This window comes from Dongia rigui (assembly GCF_034044635.1).
Classification (GTDB): Bacteria; Pseudomonadota; Alphaproteobacteria; order Dongiales; family Dongiaceae; genus Dongia; species Dongia rigui.
On record NZ_JAXCLX010000003.1, the window covers coordinates 56,513 to 77,597 of the forward strand.

Below are 21,085 nucleotides of genomic sequence, written 5' to 3' on the forward strand. Positions count from 1 at the left end.
CCTTACGCGGTTGCGGCACCCTAGCAAATCGCCCCACCCCGCTACAATTTGTATCGTCGCTTGACCTTCCCATGATTGGAAGGACCATATGGGGGAGGCGCGAAGCCCCAAGGAGTAGCGACATGACCGCCAGCGCCACCGAATATCGCTTGAAAGTCAGCGGCATGACCTGTGCCGCCTGCGCCAGCCGGATCGAAAAGGTGCTGCGGCGCCTGCCCGGCGTTGCCACGGCCGATGTCAACCTGGCGAGCGAGGAGGCGGTGGTGGCCGGCAGCGATGCGGTCACCAGGGCCGCCATCCAGCAGGCTGTCGAGAAGGCCGGCTATGGCATTCGCGACGACAAGGCGGCGGTGACAGTCGATCATGAAGGTTGGCTGATCCTGGGCGGTGCCGCCCTGACCCTGCCGCTGCTGCTGCCGATGCTGGTGGAGCTTGTCACCGGCGGCATGTGGATGCTGGATCCCTGGGTGCAGTTGACCCTGGCCCTGCCAGTGCAGTTCGGCCTCGGCCTGCCCTTCTATCTCGGCGCCTGGCGGGCCTTGCGCGGGTTCAGCGGCAATATGGATCTGCTGGTTTCGATCGGCACCAGCGCCGCCTTCGGCCTCAGCCTCTTCATGATGGCGCAGGGCAATCTGCACCATCTCTATTTCGAATCCGCCGCCGTCATCATCGTGCTGGTGCGGCTGGGGAAATGGCTGGAGAAGCGCGCCAAGAAACGGACCCTGTCGGCTTTGACCGCCCTTAATGCCCTGTGGCCGGCGCAAGCGCGCGTGCGGCGTGCGGATAAGGAGATCGATATCCCGCTGCAGCAGGTGACGATCGGCGATATCGCGTTGGTGCGGGCGGGCGAGCGGATCCCGGCCGATGGCAGGATTATCAGCGGCGAAAGCGAGATCGACGAATCCCTCATCACCGGTGAAAGCCGGCCACGGGCCGTCGCTGTCGGCGACCGGGTCATCGGCGGCGCGGTCAATGGCATGGGCGCCCTGGAGATTGCCGTGGCAGCCGTCGGCGCCGAAACGACACTGGCACGCATCATCCGCATGGTGACGGCGGCGCAAGGTGCCAAGGCGCCGATCCAGCGCCTCGCTGACCGCGTCTCCGCCATCTTCGTCCCCGTGGTGCTGGTGATCGCCGCGATCACGGTGGCTGGCTGGCTGCTGGCGGGTGCCGGCATCGAGACGGCGCTGATCAATGCGGTCGCTGTGCTGGTCATCGCCTGCCCCTGCGCGCTGGGCCTTGCGACACCCGCCGCCATCATGGTCGGCGTCGGGGCCGGCGCCAGGCACGGCATCCTGATCCGTGACGCCGCCGCCCTTGAAACGGCCGGCGACATCACGCTGGTGGCCTTCGACAAGACAGGTACGCTCACCGAAGGCAAGCCGCGTGTTGCTGGCATCAAAACGACCGGCGCGAACGACGAAACATCGGCACTGCTGCTGGCGACGGCCTTGCAGGCCGGCAGCACCCACGCCCTGGCCGATGCCTTGCGGACAGCTTCCGGCGACCGCCCCATCCCGGCGGCGCGCGGGGCCCATGTCATTGCCGGACGCGGGGTTGCGGCAGAAATCGACGGCCGTCAATACATCCTCGGCACGGCCAAGATGCTGCGCGAAGCTGGTGTCGACATAGCGGCGCTGGCAGAGGCCGCAGCGCAATTCGCGGCGGAGGGTGCCAGCGTTTCCTATCTTGCGGAAACAGCCCCGGCGCGGCGCCTCATTGCGGTTTTTGCCTTTGCCGACCAGGTGAAGGCGAGCGCCAAGGCGGCGATTGCCATGCTGCATGATCTGGGTGTGCGCTCGCTGATGCTGACCGGCGACAACAGGGGTGCTGCCGCCAAGATCGCCGCGGCGCTCGGCCTTGATGACGTGCGCGCCGAATTGCTGCCGGACGACAAGACCCATGCGGTCGGCGATCTGCAGCGGGACGGCGCCAAGGTCGCGATGGTGGGTGACGGCGTCAACGATGCGCCAGCCCTCGCCGCCGCCGATCTTGGCCTCGCCATGGCAACCGGCACAGACGTCGCCATCGAAACGGCGGGCATTGCGCTGATGCGCGGCGATCCGGCCCTGGTCCCGCAGGCGATCGCCCTGGCGCGTGCGACCACGCGCAAGATCAAGGAGAACCTCGCCTGGGCCTTCATCTTCAATCTGCTGGGCATTCCCCTGGCGGCCTTCGGCTATCTCAGCCCGATCATCGCCGGTGGCGCCATGGCGCTGTCATCGGTCGCGGTCATCACCAATGCCCTCACTCTCAATCGCTGGAGATTTCGATGAGCGAGAACCTCAACATCGGCGCTGCCGCGAAGGCGAGCGGCGTGTCGGCCAAGATGATCCGTCATTATGAAAGCATCGGCCTGCTGCCGGAGGCCCAGCGCAGCAACGGTAATTACCGGCTTTATGGCGCCCAGGACGTGCACAATCTGCGCTTCATTCACCGTGCCCGGTCGCTGGGTTTTCCGCTGGAGACGATCCGCGAACTGCTGGCCCTTTGGCGTAACCGCCAGCGTTCCAGCGGGCAGGTGAAGAAGCTGGCCCTCACCCATGTCGAGAGCCTGGAAGCCAAGATCAAGGAAATGCAGGAGATGGCGGCGGCCCTGAAGCACCTCGCCCATAACTGCCATGGCGACGACCGGCCCGATTGCCCGATCCTCGACGGGTTGGCAAAGGGTGACGGCACCCCATGCCATTGACGGTCAGATGCGGATCGCCCGCTGCAGGATCGGCATCGGGTTGTCGGTCGCTTCCTTGCCGACACGGAAGGTGATGATCTTCGCACCCGCGGTCAGCCGGTAAAGCCCGCCCTGGTCGAGCAGGCCCCGATCCGCGGTCAGATCGGCCACACCTTTCGTCACCTTGATCGTGCGACTTGAATGCGTCGTTTCGAGCTGCTCCAGCGTCACTTCCGTAACGTCCGGCGCAATGACAATCGGCTGCCGGGTTTTCAATAGGAAATCGATGCCCTTCTCCTTGAGCGGATCGCGGAACACCAGCGTGGCGCTCTGATTGGCCTGCTCCGGCGTGAGATTGAGGGCCGCTGCGTCGCAGGGGACGCGCCGGCGGGAGACCTCGCCACCCTTCACATCGGACTGGACCTCGCCGATCACGACCTTGCCGCCGCGGATATTCTCGCGCTGGCAGGAATTGAGATAGGAGACGATGAGGCCGGAATCGGCGTTGAGCACGATCTCGCGGCCCGCGCGCAGCAAATCGAGCGGCTCGACGCCGACGACATGCCCGCTGGTATCCTCGACGATAGCCACCGTGCGGTCCTGCGCCACGGCCACGCCGCCGCTTGCCAGCAGGGCCAGAAGGACCGCAACAGCCGTTCGTCGTCGCCTGACCCATTGGGTCGTCATGATCACTGCCTCTGATTAAGCCTGCCCCCGACCGACCCCATTTGGGTCGTGCCAACCGGCCGCCCAAGTGACTGCGGTCACCCCGAAGCCTGCTCGGTCATATTTTCAGCTTTGCTCGCGCGCTACCACACCTCCTTTGCGCGAAATCTGACCGGTCGTACAGGCAAAGAAGCACGGTTGCGGCGCGGGAAAGCGGGTGGCAAGATCAGCTGTACACAGGAATAATAAGATGCCGGCAAAAGACCGGCACCAAAAATGAACCGGGACAGGAGGGATTGCGTGATGGAGACCCAAGATTTTCTGAAAGCGATGAAATCCGGCCGCATGTCGCGTCGCGACATTTTGCAGATGCTGACCGCCGCGGGCCTGACCATGACCATGCTGCCGGTCGGCCGCGCCAACGCGGCCGATGGCGAAGTCATCTATTTTACCTGGGAAGGCTATAACGACCCAGGCTTCCACCCTGGCTATACCGCCAAGCACAATGCCGAGCCGGAAGGCCCGGTTTTCGGCGATGTCGAGGAAGCGCTGACGAAGGTCAGGAGCGGCTTCAAGGTCGACATCGTGCATCCTTGCAACCTCGACCTCAAACGCTGGCGGGATGCCGACGTGCTGCAGCCGATTGACACCAGCCGCCTCAGCAATTTCGCCAACCTCTTCCCCGGCCTAACCAAGCTGCCCTACGCGCAGGGTGACAAGGGCGAGCAGTTCTTCATTCCTGTCGACTGGGGCAATACCTCGATCCTCTATCGACCGGATCTCTTCGATGTGAAGGAAGAATCCTGGACCATGCTGTGGGACGAGCGATATACGGGCCAGCTCTCCATGTCGGCCGACGCCACCGAAGCCGTGGCCATTGCCGGTATCGTGGTCGGGGCCAAGGACCCGTTCAATCTGACCGACGATGAATTGGCCAAGGCCAAGGAATTGCTGGTCAAGCAGAAGCCGCTGATGCGCTTTTATTGGGACAGCAATTCGGCCGTCGAACAGGCCCTTGCCTCCGGCGAACTCGTTGCCGCGACGGGCTGGAACAGCTCGGTCGTCACGCTGTCGGGCCAAGGCGTCAACATCAAGTTCGCCAACCCCAAGGAAGGCATCATGAGCTATTGCTGCGGCCTGGTGCTGACCAAGGATGCGCCGCACATCGACAAAGCCTATGACCTGATCGATGCCATGATCGCGCCGGAAGCCGGCAAATGGCTGATTGAGGCGCAAGGTTACGGCCATTCCAACGCCAAGACCTTCGAACTGGTCGATGACAAGATTCTGGCTGAGCGCGGCCTGCCGAAGGACCCCTCGGAATTCTTCGCCAAGGGCATCTTCCAGCAGCCGACGATGGAAGTCGAACGAGTTCAGAAGATCTTTGAAGAAGTGAAGGCCGGCGCTTGATGTAGCGATGGTGTCGTGGCCGAGGGGATTGGTGGCCATGGCCGCCGGTCCCCTCGCCTGACCGGCTCCCTGATCATGACCGTGCAAAGCTCGTCACTCACCTCGGAACACAAATCAATCCGGCCGGAATGGCTGGATGGTTTGTGGCTGATCCTGCCCACCCTGCTCATCGTCGTCGGCCTGATGGTGGTGCCGCTGGCGGGCATCGTCATCGTCAGCTTCTGGACACAGACCGGTTTCGACATCAACGCGAACTGGAATCTCGACAACTACAGAATCCTCTTCACGCCGGAAGGTGCGCTCTATCGCATCCTCATTGTCAAATCGCTGTGGATGTCGCTGATCGCGACCACCGCCGTGGTGCTGCTCGCTTATCCGATGGCCTATTTCATGGCCTTCCGCATCGAGAAATCCAAACTGATCTGGATCATCCTGCTGACCGTGCCGTTCTGGACCAGCTATCTGCTGCGCATCTTTGCCTGGAAGGTCATTCTTGGCTTCAACGGCGTCATCAATTCAGGCCTCAAATCCGTGGGCCTCATCGAGAAGCCGCTGGAGTTCCTGCTCTATAACCCCACCGCCGTCACCATCACACTGGCGCATGCCTGGGCCGCTTATGCTGTGCTGCCGATCTATGTGAGCCTCGAAAAGATCGACCGCTCTTATCTCGAAGCGGCTCAGGATCTGGGCGATTCGAAGTGGAAACGCTTCTGGCGCATCACCTTCCCGCTGTCGCTGCCGGGGACGATTTCGGCCACTTTGCTCGTCTTTATTCCGACGGTCGGTGATTACATCACGCCGACGCTGGTCGGTGGCACGTCCGGCATCATGATCGGCAATTCGATCGTCACCCAGTTCGGCAAGGCCAACAACGCCCCACTAGGCGCGGCACTTTCTTGCCTGATGATGCTGGCGATCACCTTGGCGGTCTGCGCGTTCTTAGGGCTTATCGGGCGCAAGCGCCTCAAAGCAACGAACATCTAGCCCATGGAAATGATCCGCAAGCATTTCAACCTGCTGTCGCTCTTCGCGGTGCTGTACCTGGCCTTTCTCTATGTGCCGGTGCTGCTGCTGCCGCTGTTCTCGTTCAACGACAACATCTATGTGACCTTGCCGTTCAAGGGCTTCACCTTGAAATGGTATCAGAACCTGATGGCCAATTCCTCGCTGCAGGCAGCCCTTTGGGCCAGCGTCAAGGTCGGTGTCGGCGTCTCGGTCGTCAGTACCTTTTTCGGCCTGCTGGCGGCCCGTGCCATGACGCGCTACCACATCCCATTCCGGCGTTCGATCTATGCACTGATCATGCTGCCGCTCGTCATCCCATACATGGTCATCGGTGTTTCGACGCTGGTCATTTTGCGTCGGGCGCTCGATCTCGATCTGTCGCTGTGGACGGTGGGTCTGTCGCATGTGCTGATCACGGTGCCGCTCTCGATGCTGGTGCTCATCGCCCGCATGGAAGGTTTCGACCGCAGCCTTGAGGAGGCGTCACGCGACCTTGGCGATTCGGCGTGGCGAAGCTTCCGGCGCGTGACCTTGCCGCTGGTGATGCCGGGCATCGTCTCCAGCCTGCTGCTTTGCTTCATTACGTCTTTTGATGAATACCTGCTGGCCTTCTTCCTCGCCGGCAGTGAATCGACCTTGCCCATTTTCATTTTCAGCAGCCTGCGCTTCCCGTCGAAAATTCCCGACGTACTGGCGCTGGGCTCACTCATTCTGATGGTTTCGATCGTGCTTGTGGTGTTTGCCGAATGGCTGCGCCGCCGCGGTGTTTCCGGCAGCGACTCATCCGTGATCTGAGGTTCCTATGGCAGCGCCCATGATTTCCCTGAAATCGGTCAGCAAGAGGTTCGGCACCTTTGCGGCGGTCGACGCGGCGACCTTCGACATCGCGCCGGGCGAGTTCTTCTCGCTGCTGGGGCCATCGGGCTGCGGCAAGACAACGTTGCTGCGCATGATTGGCGGTTTCGAGCGGCAGACCGAGGGCGACATCCTCATCGACGGAGAGGCCATGGGCATCCGGCCGCCCAACCAGCGCCCGACCAACATGGTGTTCCAGTCCTATGCGATCTTTCCGCATCTCGATATCGCCGAGAACATCGCCTATGGCCTGGTCAATCGCGGGCTCGACAAGGCCAGCATCGCCAAGAAAGTGGGCCAGGCGCTGGGGATGGTGCGCCTCACCGGCCTCGGCAATCGCCGCGCCAACCAGCTGTCGGGCGGTCAACGGCAGCGCGTGGCCCTGGCACGCGCGATCGTCTGCGAGCCAAAGGTGCTGCTGCTCGACGAACCCTTGGGTGCGCTCGACAAGAAGCTGCGCGAGGAGATGCAGATCGAATTGCGGCAGTTGCAGAAATCTCTCGGCATCACTTTCATTTTCGTGACGCATGACCAGGAAGAAGCGCTGTCGCTCTCCGACCGCATCGCCGTCATGGCGCGCGGCAAGGTTCTGCAGATCGACACAGCCGCATCCCTTTACGAGCATCCGAACTGCCGCGAGGTCGCGGGCTTCATCGGCAACATGAACTTCTTCGAAGGCCGCATCGCCAGCATCAGCGGCGGCGTCGCCGCGATCGAGATCGCCCCCGGCCAGCATGTGCGCGTACCGGCAACAAATGGCTTGGCCCCCGGCCAGGCGGCGATTGTCGCGGTCCGCCCCGAAAAGATCGATGCTGTGGCGACGCCGCCACAGGGGTCCGATAATGTCGTTTCAGGGCGGGCCCTGGCCGGTTCTTATCTGGGCGACCGCAGCCTGTTGCTGGCAGATTGGCGGGAAGGTGCCGCTCCGATTTCGGTTTCACTGCAAAACCGACGGTCGGCGACGAGTCCGGATATTTACGCCAAGGACGCGAAATTATGGTTAACTTGGCCGGTTGAAGCTGGCGTGCTTCTTAAGAATTAAGACATCATCCCGGGTTAGGGTTGCCTAATGCCGCACCGCAGCGTAAAGACTTAACATGCTTTATCATGCCATCGAGGCCCAATATCTGGCCCTGACACCGTTCCGGCTTGCCGCCGATACTTGGCGCGATCTGCTGGCACATCCCCACAACCCGCTTTCCGAGACCACGCTGCTGCGCGCGGGTGCCGCGGCCTGCGAGATCATCGGGCGCGCGACCCGGCGCCATGGGCGGCCGGAATTCGGCATCACCACGGTGACGGTCGATGGCGAAGCGGTGCCGGTACGCGAGAAGCTCATTCACGGCGAGCCCTTCTGCCGCCTGGTGCAGTTCGAACGCGTTCTTGCCAAGCCGCGCAAGGATCCCAAGATCCTGCTGGTGGCGCCTCTTTCCGGCCATTTCGCCACATTGGTGCGCGACACGATCGAAAGCCTGCTCACCAGCCACGACGTCTATGTCACCGACTGGCAGGATGCGCGCGAAGTACCATTGAGCGACGGGCGGTTCGGATTCGAAGACTATGTGGATGTGCTGCAGCGCTGCATCCGGCATATCGGCCCGGATGTGAATGTGCTGGCGATCTGCCAGCCGGCGCCGGCCTCGATTGTCGCCGTCTCGATGATGGCCGAAGCCAAGGATCCGCTGACGCCGAAGAACCTCATCATCATGGGCGGTCCGGTCGATACCCGTGTCGGCACCACGGAGGTGACGCGTCTTGCCCAATCGCATCCGCTGTCGAGTTTCGAGACGGCCGCGATCCATAACGTGCCGCCGATGCATCCCGGCAATGGCCGCCGCGTCTATCCGGGCCTGTTGCAGCTTACCGGGTTCATGTCGCTGAACCCAGACCGGCATTTGAAGGCACATATCGATTTCCTCTGGGCCCATGCCAAGGGTGACGACCAGTTCGCCCGTGCGCATCGGCGCTTCTATGAGGAATATCTTGCCGTCATGGATCTCGACGCGCAGTTCTACCTCGATACCGTCAGCATCGTGTTCCAGGAACATGCGCTGATGAAGGGCCGCCTCAAGCATCGCGGGCAGCTGGTAAACCCGAAGGCCATCCGCAATGTCGGCCTGATGACGGTCGAAGGTGGCCGCGACGACATCACGGGTGTCGGCCAATGCCATGCGGCACAGATCCTCTGCTCCAGCATTCCGGACAAGCTGCGCCTCGAGGTGACCGAGCCCAAGGTCGGGCATTACGGCCTCTTCAGCGGCCGGTCCTGGCGCGAACGCATCAGCCCGGCGGTCGGCGCCTTCATCCGAGGGAACAAGGTGGCGTGAAAAAGGCTCCGACAAAGGAGCCTTTCTGGAAGACGACGCCATTCTCCAAGATGACGCCGGCACAATGGGAGAGTCTGTGCGACGGCTGCGGCAAATGCTGCCTCGTGAAGCTCCGCGACGCCGACACCAACCAGGTGCTCTTCACCAACATCGCCTGCAAGCAGCTCGACCTCAGGAGCTGCCAGTGCAAGGACTATAAGAACCGCAAGAGCATCGTGCCGGACTGCGTTCAGCTGGGTCCGCGCAATATCGGGCGCATCGATTGGCTGCCGGAAACCTGCGCCTACAAGCTGGTGCAGCGCGGCGAGGATCTCGCCTGGTGGCATCCGCTGGTTTCAGGCGACCCGCGCACGGTCCACCAAGCCGGGATATCCGTGCGCCGCAAGGCGATTTCGGAAACCAATGCCGGCGAGCCGGAAGATCATATCGTCGATTGGATTAGTGCGGCGGATTGAGGGGCGCCGATCTTAGGCGTCATCCCTGGGCAGCCACGGAATACGGGCGACCTCGATGCCCTCTTCCGACAATTCCTTGTGCTGCTCTTCGCTGGCTTCACCAAATATCCCTCGGGCATCGGATTCGCCGTAATGGATCTTGCGCGCTTCCTCGGCAAATTTGTCGCCGACATAGTCGCAATTGGCCTCGACCTGGCGACGCACCTCGGTGAGCTGGTCGCGCATGGTCTTAGCGAGAACCGCCATGTTCTGCGCCGGGATTTTCTTGTCGCCCTTGGCGGAAATACGGGGCGCCATCAGGGCCTTCGTGACTTTGCGGTCACCGCATTCCGGGCATTCGACCAGCTTGCGCGCCAGCTGCCGGTCGGCTGTCGTGCCATCCCGGAACCAGATATCGAAGGTGTGGCCCGTGCCACAATTGAGTTGAAAGACGATCATGATCTGAAAAGCTCGCAAATCCCGCGCCAGTTACGACCCTTCCAGGATCGCTGAGATAGGTTAAGAATATAGGGACGAGGCGCAAAAATGCCAGCACCCCGGACCTTTCATGGCATGTCTTTGACAAATGCGTGTGATGTGACAGACACAACCCTGAATTCCCCACCCGCGCCTTGGGTCGCCCAATGGGCGCCCGCCCTGGTCCTCGGCGGCACCATCCTCGATCTTGCGGCCGGTGGCGGAAGACATACCCATTACCTGAGTGCCCGCGGGCATCCGGTCGTCGCCGTCGACCGCGATGTCACGGCGTTGCAGGCGCGGAACCTGCCACGGGGTGTCGAAATTCGGTCGGCGGATCTGGAGGACGGGACACCCTGGCCCTTCGCGGGACAGACATTTGCCGGAATCGTGGTGACAAACTATCTGCATCGGCCGCTGCTGCCGCAGCTTGCCGCTGCGCTGGAGCCGGGCGGTTTGCTGATCTATGAAACCTTCGCCCTGGGCAATGAACGCTTCGGCAGTCCGAGCAACCCGGCCTTCCTGCTGCGGCCCGGCGAATTGCTGGCCTTTGCGGAAACGAGCGGACTGACGGTACTGGGCTATTTCAACGGGGAAGCGAGCCAGCCGCGGCCGGCCGTGATCCAGCGTCTGGCCGCCCGCGCGCCTATCTGACGCCGACGGCCGTGTCGCGCAGCTTCAGGAGCAGCACGGAACCGACCAGCACCAACGCGCTGACGTTCGAGAAGATGAGCGAGGCCGAACCGATCACCACGCCATAGGTCAGCCACATGATCTGGCCGGCGAACATCATCAGATACATGGTGAGAGAAACGTCCCGCGCCGAGCCCAAGCGCCAAATGCGCAGCGCCTGCGGCAGGAAGCTCAATGTCGTGAGGCAGGCGGCAACGATGCCGATCGCTTCGACCCAGAATTCACCCGGATTGGCCATGATCTGATGCTTGTCAGCTCTTGCCGGCTTTGGACTGTTGGCCGCCGGGATGTTGGCCCTTCACCAGCTTCTCGATGCGGTAGCGGCACATGGCATCGTCGACCGTCGACCAGGCATGACGCGACCAAGCCGTCTTGGCATCGTCGAAGGTATCGAAGGGACCGAACCACTGCTCGCCGCCACCGGGTGCTGGCTCAGTAAACGTGGTATCGCAATAGGGGCCGCCCACGACCCAGTAGCAGATCTCGCCGCCCTCTTCCTCGATCCGGTAGCGGGCATTGGCGTGGTCGACGGTTTCCCAGGCCCGCTTCTGCCACGCGGCCTTGGCTTCCTCATAGGTGGTGAAAGGGCCGATGCGCTCTTCCTTGCCACCACCCTGGATACGGTCGAAATTCGTGTCGGCATAATCGCCACCGATCACCCAGAAACGCGTCATAATGGATGCGCTTTCCTCGCTTGCGGCCAATCCGATAGGCGGCCGCTCGAAACCTTGCTAACTGGCTCATTCTTAACTGGATTTCGAGTCGGCGGCAAAGCATAAATCAGCCAAAGCGCACACGGCGCGATTCGCATTTGAGGCAATGACGGCATGACCCAGAATATGCGACCGACGGATTTCAAGGCGATTTATGATCGCTTTCAGGCGAATGTATCGCGCTTCGACTGCGGCCGCTTCTGTGCGCCCCTCAACAACGGACAGCCGGTCTGCTGCGACACTACCCACGCCATCCCGGTGGTCGACAAGCCGGAATTCGCGCTGCTCAAAAGCCGCACCGACCTGTGGACTCGTTTCAAGCCGCATGACGCCACGGCGCGCAACATCGTCTCTGGCCTGCACAAGGATTGCGTCGCCGTCGAATGCAAGGGCGCGCGCTTTTGCGAGCGGGACAACCGGACATTGGCCTGCCGTGCCTTCCCCTTTTATCCCTATTTCGACCGCAAGGGTGAACTGCTGGGCCTCGGCACCTATTGGATCTTCGCCGACCGCTGCTGGCTGATGTCGAACATGCAGGTGGTGGAGCGGGACTTCATCAAGGAATTCATCGCCGCCTATGAATACGTGTTCGAGCGCGACACCGGCGAATTGCAGGCGATGAAGGACCATTCCGCCAACCACCGCCGCGTTGCCACCCGCAACAATCAACCGATCGTTCTCATCGCCCGCGATGGCGGTTTCATCAAGATCATGCCGCGCACCCATGAGGTGCGCCCGGCGACCGAACGCGACATCGTGAAGACGGGGCCATATAAAAATCCCCGCGCCTACGCCAAGGCCGTCAAAGAAGCAGGCGGCGAACTGCCGGCGCAGTCGCCCTTTATCGGCTAGGGCGCCATGGATCTGCTGCCGCACAATCTCAACACCCTGCGCAGCTTTCCCAGCGCCTTGCGCGATTTGCTGTCCGGCATTCCAGCGCCAGCGCTCGATTGGCAGCCAGCCTCGTGGGAGGGCATCCCCAGCGAAAGCCTCACCATCCGCCAGCAGATCTGCCACATGCGCGACATCGAGGCGGACGGCTACACACAGCGCTTCCAGCGCCTGCTCAACGAGAACAACCCGGTCCTGGAATCGATCGATGGCTATGCATTGGTCGAGGCACGGCAGTATGACCGGACTGATTTGGCGACGGCACTCGACGCCTTCGAGGCCGCGCGCGAGCGCACCATGGTCATCCTGGACCGGCTGACGCCACCGGACCTTGCGCGGCGCGGGACTTTCGAGGGATATGGGCCGGTCACCGTCCGTGGCCTCGTCCATTTCCTGTGCAGCCATGATCAGCAGCATTTGGCCGGCATTCAATGGCTGCTCGGCATGAAGGACGCTGCGTGATCTGCCCGATCGACCGCCAGCATTCCGGGGCTCTCCATGCTGCATCTCGACGCTGAACGTATCCACGGCCTCTCGGATTATCCGGGGCTCGTTTCCGCGCTCAAAGACATGAACAAGCGCGGCGTCGATCTCATCGACCGGATGCTGCTTAGCCAGCCGACGCGGCCGCAGGGCCAGAACGATTGGTTGCTGCTGCCGGCCTGGAGCTTCGATCGGTATTTCGGCATCAAGTTGGTGAGCGTGTTTCCCGACAACCCGCAACAGGGCCATCCGGCTGTCCAAGGTATTTATGCCTTGTTCGAGGGCCGCAAAGGCGCTGCGATCGCGACGCTGGACGGTGCAGCATTGACGCTGGTCAAGACCGCCGCCAATTCCGCCATGGCATCCGATCTGTTGAGCCGCAAGGATTCGCACACCCTGCTGGTCTGCGGGGGCGGTGCCTTGGCACCTCATCTCATCGCGGCGCACTGCGCCATGCGGCCGATCAAGCGCGTGCTGTGGTGGAACCGCCGCCCCGAAACCCTCGATCTGGCCCCCTTGCGGGCGGCTGGTCTGCCGGTCGAGGTCGTCACCGAGCTTGCCGTCGCCGCGGCCCAGGCCGATATCATCTCCACCGCCACCCGCGCCACAGCTCCCCTTATAGAGGGCACCTGGCTGAAGCCTGGCTGCCATCTCGATCTCGTCGGCGGCTATCTTCCCGAGATGCGTGAGGCGGATGATGCAGCCTTTCGAAGGGCTCCGCGGCATTACATAGACGCGCGCCTGACCACCGTGGGCGTCGCGGGCGACATCTGCGCGCCGCTGGCGGCAGGCCTGACCAGTGAAGACGCCCTCATCGACATGTTCCAGCTCAATCGCGGGGAACGGCCCGGCCGGCAGGACGACCAGGAGATCACCTGGTTCAAATCGGGCGGCGGCGGGCATGAGGATTTAGCGGTCGCACAGTACCTTTATGAACGAGATTGTGGCGCAAATTGAAAAATTTGGCCGCTTTCCGAGCATTCCCAATACATCCATCGGTTATGGTGATATTCGATAATGATGGCTGGCAAGGGCGTGCTTTTATGCTCTAGTTAGTCAGTTGAGCCACTGACACCCGGCTTGTACCGGGGTCCGGCAAATGACCGGAAAGGGCTCCAGGGATGGCTGAGGGGGACAATGCTGGCATTTCTGTCCAAGCGAATAGCTTTGCTTGCCTTCACGATGCTTGTGGTTTCGGCGCTGGTCTTCGCAGCGTTCGAATTCACCCCAGGCCAAGTGGCGCGCAAGGTGCTGGGTCCATTCGCAACCCAGGATCAGGTTGACCGTCTGACCGAGGAAATGGGGCTTAATCGTCCCGTGGTGGTGCGTTATGGCGAGTGGCTCGGCAAGACGCTGACCGGCAATCTCGGCTATTCCACGCTCTACAAGACGGACGTCAACAACATCATCGGCGACCGGCTGAAGAACACGTTGCTGCTGGCCGGTGTCGCCTTCGCCATCATCGTGCCGCTCTCGATCATCCTTGGCATCAGCGCCGGCATGCGAGAAGGCTCGTTCCTGGACCGAAGTATCTCGGTGGCGAGTATCGTCACCACATCCGTACCCGAATTTGCCTCCGGCGTTTTCCTTGCCAGTATCTTCGTCATCTGGCTGGGCTGGCTGCCCGGTACATCGCCACTTGATACCGGAGCGGGCTGGTCGATCTGGCAGCAATTGGTCCTGCCGGTTGCGGTGATGGTGCTCTATGACCTTGGCTATGTCGTGCGCATGGTGCGCGCGTCGATGGTCGAGGTGATGACGCGGCCCTATATCCGCACCGCGATCCTCAAGGGCATGCGCTTCCGCACCGTGATCATGAAGCATGCCTTGCGCAACGCCATGATCGCGCCCTTCACGGTCATCCTGCTGCAGCTCAACTACCTTGTCACCGGCGTCGTCGTGGTCGAGGCGGTGTTCGCCTATCCGGGCTTCGGCCGCATGCTGCTGGAGGCGGCCCTGGCACAGGACGTCGCCGTGGTCGAGGCCGGTGCGCTCTTTGCCGTCATGATCTCGGTCTTTACCCAGATCGCCGGCGATCTCGGTTACATGATGCTCAACCCACGCATCCGCTTCTCGTAACGGCCATTCTCTGAAAGGTATGGGCAGGCATGGCTAACGACGGTATCATCGCGCTGACCTGGAACCGGGTGCGCCTTCTGAAGGAATCGCCGATCGGCATGATCGGCGTGTTCCTGGTGGTCTTCTGGATCGTGGTGGCGATCTTCGCCCCGCTGCTCTCCCCGTTCGACCCCAATACCAGCAACATGGACGCCCTCATCGACCCGACGCCCAGTGCCGTGAACTGGCTGGGCACGGACAATCAGGGGCGGGATATCCTGTCGCGCATCATCTGGGGGTCGCGCACGGTGCTGGCCGTGGCGCCCGTCGCGGTGCTGGCAGCCTATATCGTCGGTTGCCTCATGGGGCTCATCGCCGGCTATTACCGCGGCTGGGTCGATCAGCTGGTCAACCGCATCTCAGATATCGTCCTCTCCTTCCCGGCGATCGTGCTCTACATCATCGTCATCATGAAGCTCGGCCCCAGCGGCATCAACATCGTGCTGGCGGTCATCTTCATCTCGGCACCGCAGATCACCCGCATCGTGCGCGGCATGACGCTGGAACTGCGCGAGCGTGAATATGTGGCGGCCGCCAAGATGCGCGGCGAATCCGCCCTCTACATCATGCTGGTCGAGATTCTGCCCAATGCGCGCGGGCCGCTCATTGTCGATGCCTGCCTGCGCATGGGCTATACCACGATCGCCATCGGCGTTCTCGGCTTCCTCGGCCTCGGCCTGCCGCCGCCCGATCCGGACTGGGGCGGCATGGTCAAGGACACCTATGCGATGATGTCGATCTATCCGCACATGTCGCTGTTTCCTGCCGGCGCCATCACGTCGCTTGTCGTGGGCTTCAGCCTGCTGGCTGATGGCATGCGCGAGATCAGCATTCGCGATTGATAAATAAGGGATCGCCAGATGAGCAGCAGCGCCGCCGCCACATTGGACCGCCCGCAAGAAGGTCAGGCCAAGAAGCCGATCCTGGAATTGCGCAACGTCTCGATCTCGTATTTCGTCCGAGCCGGCGAATTGAAGGTCGTGCCCAATATCAGCCTGACGCTTTACGAAGGTGAGGCGCTCGGCCTCGTCGGCGAATCCGGCTGCGGTAAGTCGACGGTGGCCTTCGCCATCATGAAATATCTGGGTGGTGCCGGCCGCATCACCGGTGGCGAGATCCTGTTCGAAGGCCGCGACATGACCAAGATGTCGGATGCCGAGCTGCGCAGCATCCGCGGTGGCCGCATGGCGATGGTCTATCAGGACCCGATGAGCAGCCTCAATCCGGTGATCACCATCGGCAAGCAGCTGATGGAAGTGCCGCTCATCCATTCCAACGTCAACGAGGCCGAGGCTTATAAGCGCGCCGTACAGATGTTGAAGGAGGTCAACCTACCCGACCCCGAGCACATCATGACGCGCTATCCCCACCAATTGTCCGGCGGGCAGCAGCAGCGCGTGGTCATCGCCATGGCCTTGATGGCTGAACCCTCGCTGCTGGTCATGGATGAGCCGACGACCGGCCTCGACGTGACGGTCGAAGCCGCCGTGCTGGATCTCGTGGCGCAGCTCCGGAAGAAACATAACAGCGCCATCGTCTTCATCAGCCACAACCTGGGTACCGTGGTGCGGATCTGCGACCGCATCGGCGTCATGTATGCCGGCGAGCTGGTCGAGGAAGGCCCGATCGGCGAGGTGTTCCGCGATCCGCGACACCCCTATACGCGGGGCTTGCTGAACTGCATCCCCACGCTCAACGCCGACAAGCGCACGCGGCCACTTTCCGCCATTCCCGGCCAGGTGCCGCCGATCCTCAACCGGCCCAAGGGCTGCATCTTCGCGCCGCGCTGCCCGGCAGCCATTCCGGAACGCTGCAGCGTTGCGCCGATTCCCACCGGTACCTATGGCACCAGCGGCGAGCACCGCGTGAAATGCGTGCGCATGGACGAATTGCCCAAGCACGAGCGGCCGGGGACCGGCGCGACGCCTGCCAACGGCAATGCGGCTGAGAAGAACGGCCACGTCCTGACGCTCGACGGCCTCAAGAAGACCTATCACCAGTCGATCGGCATGTTCGGCGGCACCGGCTATGACGTGCATGCCGTCGACGGCATCACTGTGGCGGCGGAGCGGTCCGAGACCCTCGCCATCGTCGGCGAATCCGGCTGCGGCAAATCGACGTTGGCCAAGGTGCTAACCGGCATCGAATTGGCGAGCGGCGGCAAGGTGGTGCTGGCCGGCAAGGATATCGGCAACACGGCGGTCGAAAACCGCGATGGCGACACCAAGCGCTCCATTCAGATGGTGTTCCAGAACCCCGAGAGCACGCTCAATCCCAGCCACACCATCGGCTATGTGATGGAACGGGCGATTTCCAAGCTCAAGCAGATCAGCGGCAAGGCAGCCCGCGCCCAGGTCAACGAATTGCTGACCACGGTCAATCTGCCGCTGGAATTCGCCAACCGCAAATCGCGCCAGCTTTCAGGCGGCCAGAAGCAGCGTGTCGCCATCGCCCGGGCACTCGCGGGCGAGCCGGAATTGATCCTGGCCGACGAACCGGTCTCGGCGCTCGACGTCTCGGTGCAGGCCGCCATCATCAATCTGCTGGTCGACATCCAGAAGAAGCGCGGCTCTACACTGCTCTTCATCAGCCACGATCTGTCGGTCGTGCGCTATCTCGCCGATCATGTGGCGGTGATGTATCTGGGCAAGGTGATGGAATACGGCTCTGTGGCCGATGTCTTCGCCCCGCCTTATCACCCCTATACGGAAGCGCTGATGTCGGCGGTGCCGATTGCGGACCCGGATGTGAAGCAGCGGCGCATCATCCTTGAGGGCAATGTGCCGAGCCCGCAGAACCGGCCCAAGGGTTGCCCCTTTGCCACGCGTTGCCCGCGCAAGGTGGGGAGCATCTGCGACGACACACCACCGCCCGAGCAGGTCTCAGAGAGCGGCCACCGCATCGCCTGCCACATCCCGATGGCGGAATTGGCCAGCATCACGCAGGTGGTGTTTTAAAGTCCGATCGTTGTCACCCCCGCGAAAGCGGGGGTCCATCTATCCAGCCGTCCGCTCCATGGATGCCCGCTTTCGCGGGCATGACATGAGAAGGTGCCTTTTGCTCAGCCCTCTTCGTCCAGGCTGAGCAGGCTGGCATTGCCGCCGGCGGCCGTGGTGTCGATGGTGAGAGTCCGTTCCGTGGCGAAGCGGTGCAGGTAATGCGGGCCGCCGGCCTTGGGACCTGTGCCGGAGAGGCCTTCGCCACCGAAGGGCTGCACGCCGACCACGGCACCGATCATGTTGCGGTTGACGTAAGCGTTGCCGACACGCAGGCGCTCGGCGATGTACTTCACCTTGCCGTCGATGCGGCTGTGGATGCCCAGCGTCAGGCCATAGCCGGTGGCATTGATCGAATTCAGAACGTCGTCGAGCTTGTCAGCCGCGTAATGGATGACATGCAGGACCGGGCCGAACACTTCGCGCTGCAGGCGGTTGAGGCCGTCGATGCGATAGGCGGCGGGGGCGAAGAAATGCCCCTCACCAGCGGCACCGTTGAGCTTGGTGCGATAGATGAGCTTGCCTTCGCGATCCATGCGCTGGACATGGGCTTCGAGCACCGACTTCGCCTCGGCATCGATCACCGGGCCGATATCGGTCTTGAGGCGCGACGGATCACCGACGCGGAGTTCTGCCATCGCACCGGACAGCATTTCTTCAAGCTTATGCCCAATGTCCTGCTGCACGAACAGGACGCGCAAGGCCGAGCAACGCTGGCCGGCACTCTGGAAGGATGAGATGAGGACATCGCGCACGACTTGCTCAGGCAGCGCCGATGAATCGACGATCATCGCATTCTGCCCGCCGGTTTCGGCGATGAGCGGGACGATCGGGCCGTCCTTGGCCGCCAGCGTGCGGTTGATGAGGCGCGCCGTGTCGGTCGACCCCGTGAAAGCAACGCCGGCAATGCGCGGATCGCGCGTCAAGGGCGCCCCGACATTGGGGCCATCACCGGGGAGGAGATGCAGCACGTCGCCAGGGACGCCCGCCTGATGCAGGATCTTCACCGCCGCCGCCGCGATGAGCGGCGTCTGCTCGGCGGGCTTGGCGATGACGCAATTGCCGGCAACGAGCGCCGCACTCACCTGCCCCATGAAGATCGCCAGTGGGAAGTTCCAGGGCGAGATGCAGGCAAAGACGCCACGTCCCTGCAGCATCAACTGATTACGCTCGCCGGTGGGCCCCGGGAGCATCAGAGGGGCGCCGAAATCGGCGCGGGCGCGGGCAGCGTAATAGCGGCAGAAATCGACTGCCTCGCGCAGTTCGGCGATGGCATCGCCGATGGTCTTGCCGGCTTCGCGGATGCAGAGCGCCAGCAATTCGGCCCGGCGCGATTCCATGAGATCGGCCGCCTTGTCGAGGCAGGCGGCGCGGGTGGCAGCGGGTGTCGCCGACCAATCGGCAAAGGCGCGGCTGGCGCGCGAGATGGCGTCATCGACATCGGCTTGGCTCGCCTGGACGACCTTGCCAACGACCTCGGATGTCTTGGCAGGATTGCGGATATCCTCCGCTTTCCCCACCTTCTCGACACCACCGATGATCGGCCCGGACGTCGCTGCTACTGAGGCCGCCGCCGTGATCTCCTGCGCCAGCTTCTGCATCAATTCGGCGTCGGTCAGATCGACACCGGCCGAGTTCTTCCGCTCAGCACCATAGAGATCGGCCGGTTGCGGGATGCCGGGATGGCGCTTCGATTTCAGCTTGCGCACCTGGGCGATCGGATCGGCGACGATGGCATCGAGCGGTGCCTTTTCATCGACGATGCGATTGACGAAAGACGTATTGGCACCGTTCTCCAACAGCCGTCGCACCAGATAGGCCAGCAGATCCTCATGGCTGCCGACCGGGGCGTAGACGCGGCACGGGATGCCCATCGCTTCCACCGGCGTCACCTGGTCATAGAGCGGCTCGCCCATGCCATGGAGGCGCTGGAATTCCAACTTCTCGCGCGCCGCCGCCTCGCCGCCCGCCATCTCGATGATGGCCGCCAGCGTATGTGCATTGTGGGTCGCGAACATCGGGTAGAAGGCCTGCCCATCGGAGAGCATCCGCCGCGCGCAGGCGAGATAGGAAACGTCGGTCGAGACCTTGCGCGTGAAGACCGGGTAATCGGGGAGGCCCCGCTCCTGGCTCCATTTCACCTCGCTGTCCCAATAGGCGCCCTTCACCAGGCGCACCATCAGGCGGCGGCGATTGCGGCGCGCGCAATCGGCCAGCCAGTCGATGAGCGGCAGGCAGCGCTTCTGATAGGCCTGGATGGCGAGGCCCAGCCCGTCCCAATCCTTCAGCGATGGATCGGCAGCGACCGCATCGATGATATCGAGCGAGATATCAAGGCGTTCGGCTTCCTCGGCATCGATGGTGCAGCCGATGCCGGCTTTCTTCGAGGCCTGCGCCAGCGCAATCACCTGCGGCACAAGCTCCTTCATCACGCGGTCTTCCTGGGCGAACTCGTAGCGCGGGTGCAGCGCCGACAGCTTGATCGAGATGCCGGGACCAGCAATGACGCCCTTCCCCTTCGAGGCCTTGCCGATGGCGGCGATCGCGTCTTGATAGGAGGCGAAATAGCGCTCGGCATCTTTCATCGTGCGGGCGGCTTCACCCAGCATGTCATAGGAGTAGCGATAGCCGCGCTTCTCGGCCGCCTCGGCGCGGCCGGCCGCTTCCTCGATATTGCGGCCCATGACGAATTGACGGCCGAGGATTTTCATCGCCTGCGTCACGGCCTGGCGGATGACCGGCTCGCCACTGCGGGAAACAAGGCGCTTCAGCACGCCCTTCAAATCGCTGCTCTTCTGGTCGAGCTGCATGATGCGGCCGGTCAGCATCAAGGCCCAGGTCGAGGCATTGACGAACATGGAGTCCGATTCACCCAGATGCTGGCCGAAATCGGCTTCCTTCAGCTTGTCGCGGATGAGCTGGTTGGCCGTCTCGCTATCCGGAATGCGCAGCAAGGCCTCGGCGAGGCACATCAGCACGACGCCTTCCTTCGAGGAGAGTTCATAGGCATGCATGAAAGCGTCGATGCCGCCTTGGCCAACGCGGTTGCGCCGCACTTCCTCGACCAGTTTGCGGGCGCGGGCGGCGATGCGGTCCTGCATGTCGGCCGGCAGATCCGCCTGGCCGAGGAGCATTTCGACAATGGCACTTTCATCGGCCCGGTAATGGCTGCGCAGGCGCTGGCGCAAGGGGCTGGGTTCAGTGCCGGGAGCGTCGATGAGCATCGTCATGATAAAGCGGATAAAACCTTGAAATGACCCTGGAAAGCCGATCTGTGACAGCAATCCTGGGAGGGGTTGACCGGGAATCGCGGGGCACAGTCTAATCCCTTCCGTGGCAGAAGAAA

Annotated in this window: 20 protein-coding genes; 15 read left to right on the forward strand and 5 right to left on the reverse strand. The window is 62.6% G+C overall.

Features of this window, described 5'->3' with window-relative positions; all coding sequences use genetic code 11:
- Window positions 1-122: 122 nt before the first annotated feature.
- Window positions 123-2,276: a heavy metal translocating P-type ATPase gene (locus SMD31_RS15980; RefSeq protein WP_320501914.1), complete on the forward strand. Its 2,154-nt coding sequence runs from the start codon at window positions 123-125 to the stop codon at window positions 2,274-2,276.
- Window positions 2,273-2,692, forward strand: coding sequence for a Cu(I)-responsive transcriptional regulator (gene cueR, locus SMD31_RS15985; protein WP_320501915.1), 420 nt, complete (start codon window positions 2,273-2,275; stop codon window positions 2,690-2,692). Before SMD31_RS15980 ends, cueR begins: the two co-directional genes overlap by 4 nt.
- A 3-nt stretch (window positions 2,693-2,695) precedes the next feature.
- Here the strand turns inward: cueR and SMD31_RS15990 are convergent, their stop codons facing one another.
- Entirely contained in the window at window positions 2,696-3,358 is a 663-nt protein-coding gene (locus SMD31_RS15990; protein WP_320501916.1) for a hypothetical protein, read from the reverse strand.
- A 282-nt stretch (window positions 3,359-3,640) separates the two neighbouring features.
- On the opposite strand from SMD31_RS15990, the gene SMD31_RS15995 reads away from it, so the two are divergent.
- The 6 genes from SMD31_RS15995 (at window position 3,641) to SMD31_RS16020 (ending at window position 9,389) form a co-directional block, all read left to right on the forward strand.
- Window positions 3,641-4,747 carry an ABC transporter substrate-binding protein gene (locus SMD31_RS15995; protein WP_320501917.1) on the forward strand — a complete coding sequence of 369 codons (1,107 nt, stop codon included), beginning with the start codon at window positions 3,641-3,643 and terminating at the stop codon, window positions 4,745-4,747.
- 75 nt (window positions 4,748-4,822) lie between these two features.
- Complete coding sequence (locus SMD31_RS16000) at window positions 4,823-5,731, forward strand: ABC transporter permease (RefSeq protein WP_320501918.1); 909 nt, start codon at window positions 4,823-4,825, stop codon at window positions 5,729-5,731.
- Between the two features lie 3 nt (window positions 5,732-5,734).
- Window positions 5,735-6,547 carry an ABC transporter permease gene (locus tag SMD31_RS16005; protein ID WP_320501919.1) on the forward strand — a complete coding sequence of 271 codons (813 nt, stop codon included), beginning with the start codon at window positions 5,735-5,737 and terminating at the stop codon, window positions 6,545-6,547.
- 7 nt (window positions 6,548-6,554) lie between these two features.
- Complete coding sequence (locus SMD31_RS16010) at window positions 6,555-7,649, forward strand: ABC transporter ATP-binding protein (RefSeq protein ID WP_320501920.1); 1,095 nt, start codon at window positions 6,555-6,557, stop codon at window positions 7,647-7,649.
- Between the two features lie 55 nt (window positions 7,650-7,704).
- A complete protein-coding gene (locus SMD31_RS16015) occupies window positions 7,705-8,934 on the forward strand; it encodes a polyhydroxyalkanoate depolymerase (protein ID WP_320501921.1) in 1,230 nt (409 codons plus the stop codon).
- On the forward strand, window positions 8,931-9,389 hold the full coding sequence (locus SMD31_RS16020) for a YcgN family cysteine cluster protein (RefSeq protein WP_320501922.1): 459 nt from the start codon (window positions 8,931-8,933) through the stop codon (window positions 9,387-9,389). Before SMD31_RS16015 ends, SMD31_RS16020 begins: the two co-directional genes overlap by 4 nt.
- A gap of 12 nt (window positions 9,390-9,401) precedes the next feature.
- Here the strand turns inward: SMD31_RS16020 and SMD31_RS16025 are convergent, their stop codons facing one another.
- Window positions 9,402-9,827, reverse strand: a complete 426-nt coding sequence (locus tag SMD31_RS16025; RefSeq protein ID WP_320501923.1) for a DUF1178 family protein — start codon at window positions 9,825-9,827, stop codon at window positions 9,402-9,404.
- Between the two features lie 138 nt (window positions 9,828-9,965).
- Here SMD31_RS16025 and SMD31_RS16030 point away from each other — a divergent pair, with 138 nt between their 5' ends.
- Window positions 9,966-10,499: a class I SAM-dependent methyltransferase gene (locus tag SMD31_RS16030; protein ID WP_320501924.1), complete on the forward strand. Its 534-nt coding sequence runs from the start codon at window positions 9,966-9,968 to the stop codon at window positions 10,497-10,499.
- Here the strand turns inward: SMD31_RS16030 and SMD31_RS16035 are convergent.
- The gene (locus tag SMD31_RS16035) at window positions 10,492-10,776 is read right to left on the reverse strand and encodes a SemiSWEET family sugar transporter (RefSeq protein WP_320501925.1); all 285 of its coding nucleotides are present in this window, start codon (window positions 10,774-10,776) and stop codon (window positions 10,492-10,494) included. The genes SMD31_RS16030 and SMD31_RS16035 overlap by 8 nt on opposite strands.
- A gap of 13 nt (window positions 10,777-10,789) precedes the next feature.
- Window positions 10,790-11,212 (reverse strand): DUF4170 domain-containing protein, encoded by a 423-nt coding sequence (locus SMD31_RS16040; RefSeq protein WP_320501926.1) that lies wholly within the window; start codon window positions 11,210-11,212, stop codon window positions 10,790-10,792.
- Between the two features lie 153 nt (window positions 11,213-11,365).
- On the opposite strand from SMD31_RS16040, the gene SMD31_RS16045 reads away from it, so the two are divergent.
- From SMD31_RS16045 to SMD31_RS16070, 6 genes are all read left to right on the forward strand, one after another.
- Window positions 11,366-12,103, forward strand: coding sequence for a hypothetical protein (locus SMD31_RS16045; protein ID WP_320501927.1), 738 nt, complete (start codon window positions 11,366-11,368; stop codon window positions 12,101-12,103).
- A gap of 6 nt (window positions 12,104-12,109) precedes the next feature.
- Complete coding sequence (locus SMD31_RS16050) at window positions 12,110-12,604, forward strand: DinB family protein (protein ID WP_320501928.1); 495 nt, start codon at window positions 12,110-12,112, stop codon at window positions 12,602-12,604.
- Between the two features lie 36 nt (window positions 12,605-12,640).
- Window positions 12,641-13,582 (forward strand): ornithine cyclodeaminase family protein, encoded by a 942-nt coding sequence (locus tag SMD31_RS16055; protein WP_320501929.1) that lies wholly within the window; start codon window positions 12,641-12,643, stop codon window positions 13,580-13,582.
- Between the two features lie 180 nt (window positions 13,583-13,762).
- The gene (locus SMD31_RS16060; protein WP_320501930.1) at window positions 13,763-14,704 is read left to right on the forward strand and encodes an ABC transporter permease; all 942 of its coding nucleotides are present in this window, start codon (window positions 13,763-13,765) and stop codon (window positions 14,702-14,704) included.
- 29 nt (window positions 14,705-14,733) lie between these two features.
- The gene (locus tag SMD31_RS16065; RefSeq protein ID WP_320501931.1) at window positions 14,734-15,585 is read left to right on the forward strand and encodes an ABC transporter permease; all 852 of its coding nucleotides are present in this window, start codon (window positions 14,734-14,736) and stop codon (window positions 15,583-15,585) included.
- 18 nt (window positions 15,586-15,603) lie between these two features.
- A complete protein-coding gene (locus tag SMD31_RS16070; protein WP_320501932.1) occupies window positions 15,604-17,700 on the forward strand; it encodes an ABC transporter ATP-binding protein in 2,097 nt (698 codons plus the stop codon).
- A gap of 104 nt (window positions 17,701-17,804) precedes the next feature.
- Here the strand turns inward: SMD31_RS16070 and putA are convergent, their stop codons facing one another.
- A complete protein-coding gene (gene putA / locus SMD31_RS16075) occupies window positions 17,805-20,969 on the reverse strand; it encodes a bifunctional proline dehydrogenase/L-glutamate gamma-semialdehyde dehydrogenase PutA (RefSeq protein ID WP_320501933.1) in 3,165 nt (1,054 codons plus the stop codon).
- Window positions 20,970-21,085: the final 116 nt, after the last annotated feature.

Coding starts and splice junctions, on each gene's coding strand:
- SMD31_RS16015 (WP_320501921.1), top strand. CDS start 7,705: ATGCTTTATCATGCCATCGAGGCCCAATATCTGGCCCTGACACCGTTC.
- SMD31_RS16010 (WP_320501920.1), top strand. CDS start 6,555: ATGGCAGCGCCCATGATTTCCCTGAAATCGGTCAGCAAGAGGTTCGGC.
- SMD31_RS16040 (WP_320501926.1), bottom strand. CDS start 11,212: ATGACGCGTTTCTGGGTGATCGGTGGCGATTATGCCGACACGAATTTC.
- SMD31_RS16000 (WP_320501918.1), top strand. CDS start 4,823: ATGACCGTGCAAAGCTCGTCACTCACCTCGGAACACAAATCAATCCGG.
- SMD31_RS16060 (WP_320501930.1), top strand. CDS start 13,763: ATGCTGGCATTTCTGTCCAAGCGAATAGCTTTGCTTGCCTTCACGATG.
- SMD31_RS16065 (WP_320501931.1), top strand. CDS start 14,734: ATGGCTAACGACGGTATCATCGCGCTGACCTGGAACCGGGTGCGCCTT.
- SMD31_RS16045 (WP_320501927.1), top strand. CDS start 11,366: ATGACCCAGAATATGCGACCGACGGATTTCAAGGCGATTTATGATCGC.
- SMD31_RS16050 (WP_320501928.1), top strand. CDS start 12,110: ATGGATCTGCTGCCGCACAATCTCAACACCCTGCGCAGCTTTCCCAGC.
- SMD31_RS16055 (WP_320501929.1), top strand. CDS start 12,641: ATGCTGCATCTCGACGCTGAACGTATCCACGGCCTCTCGGATTATCCG.
- cueR (WP_320501915.1), top strand. CDS start 2,273: ATGAGCGAGAACCTCAACATCGGCGCTGCCGCGAAGGCGAGCGGCGTG.
- SMD31_RS16035 (WP_320501925.1), bottom strand. CDS start 10,776: ATGGCCAATCCGGGTGAATTCTGGGTCGAAGCGATCGGCATCGTTGCC.
- SMD31_RS16005 (WP_320501919.1), top strand. CDS start 5,735: ATGGAAATGATCCGCAAGCATTTCAACCTGCTGTCGCTCTTCGCGGTG.
- SMD31_RS15990 (WP_320501916.1), bottom strand. CDS start 3,358: ATGACGACCCAATGGGTCAGGCGACGACGAACGGCTGTTGCGGTCCTT.
- SMD31_RS15995 (WP_320501917.1), top strand. CDS start 3,641: ATGGAGACCCAAGATTTTCTGAAAGCGATGAAATCCGGCCGCATGTCG.
- putA (WP_320501933.1), bottom strand. CDS start 20,969: ATGACGATGCTCATCGACGCTCCCGGCACTGAACCCAGCCCCTTGCGC.
- SMD31_RS16070 (WP_320501932.1), top strand. CDS start 15,604: ATGAGCAGCAGCGCCGCCGCCACATTGGACCGCCCGCAAGAAGGTCAG.
- SMD31_RS15980 (WP_320501914.1), top strand. CDS start 123: ATGACCGCCAGCGCCACCGAATATCGCTTGAAAGTCAGCGGCATGACC.
- SMD31_RS16025 (WP_320501923.1), bottom strand. CDS start 9,827: ATGATCGTCTTTCAACTCAATTGTGGCACGGGCCACACCTTCGATATC.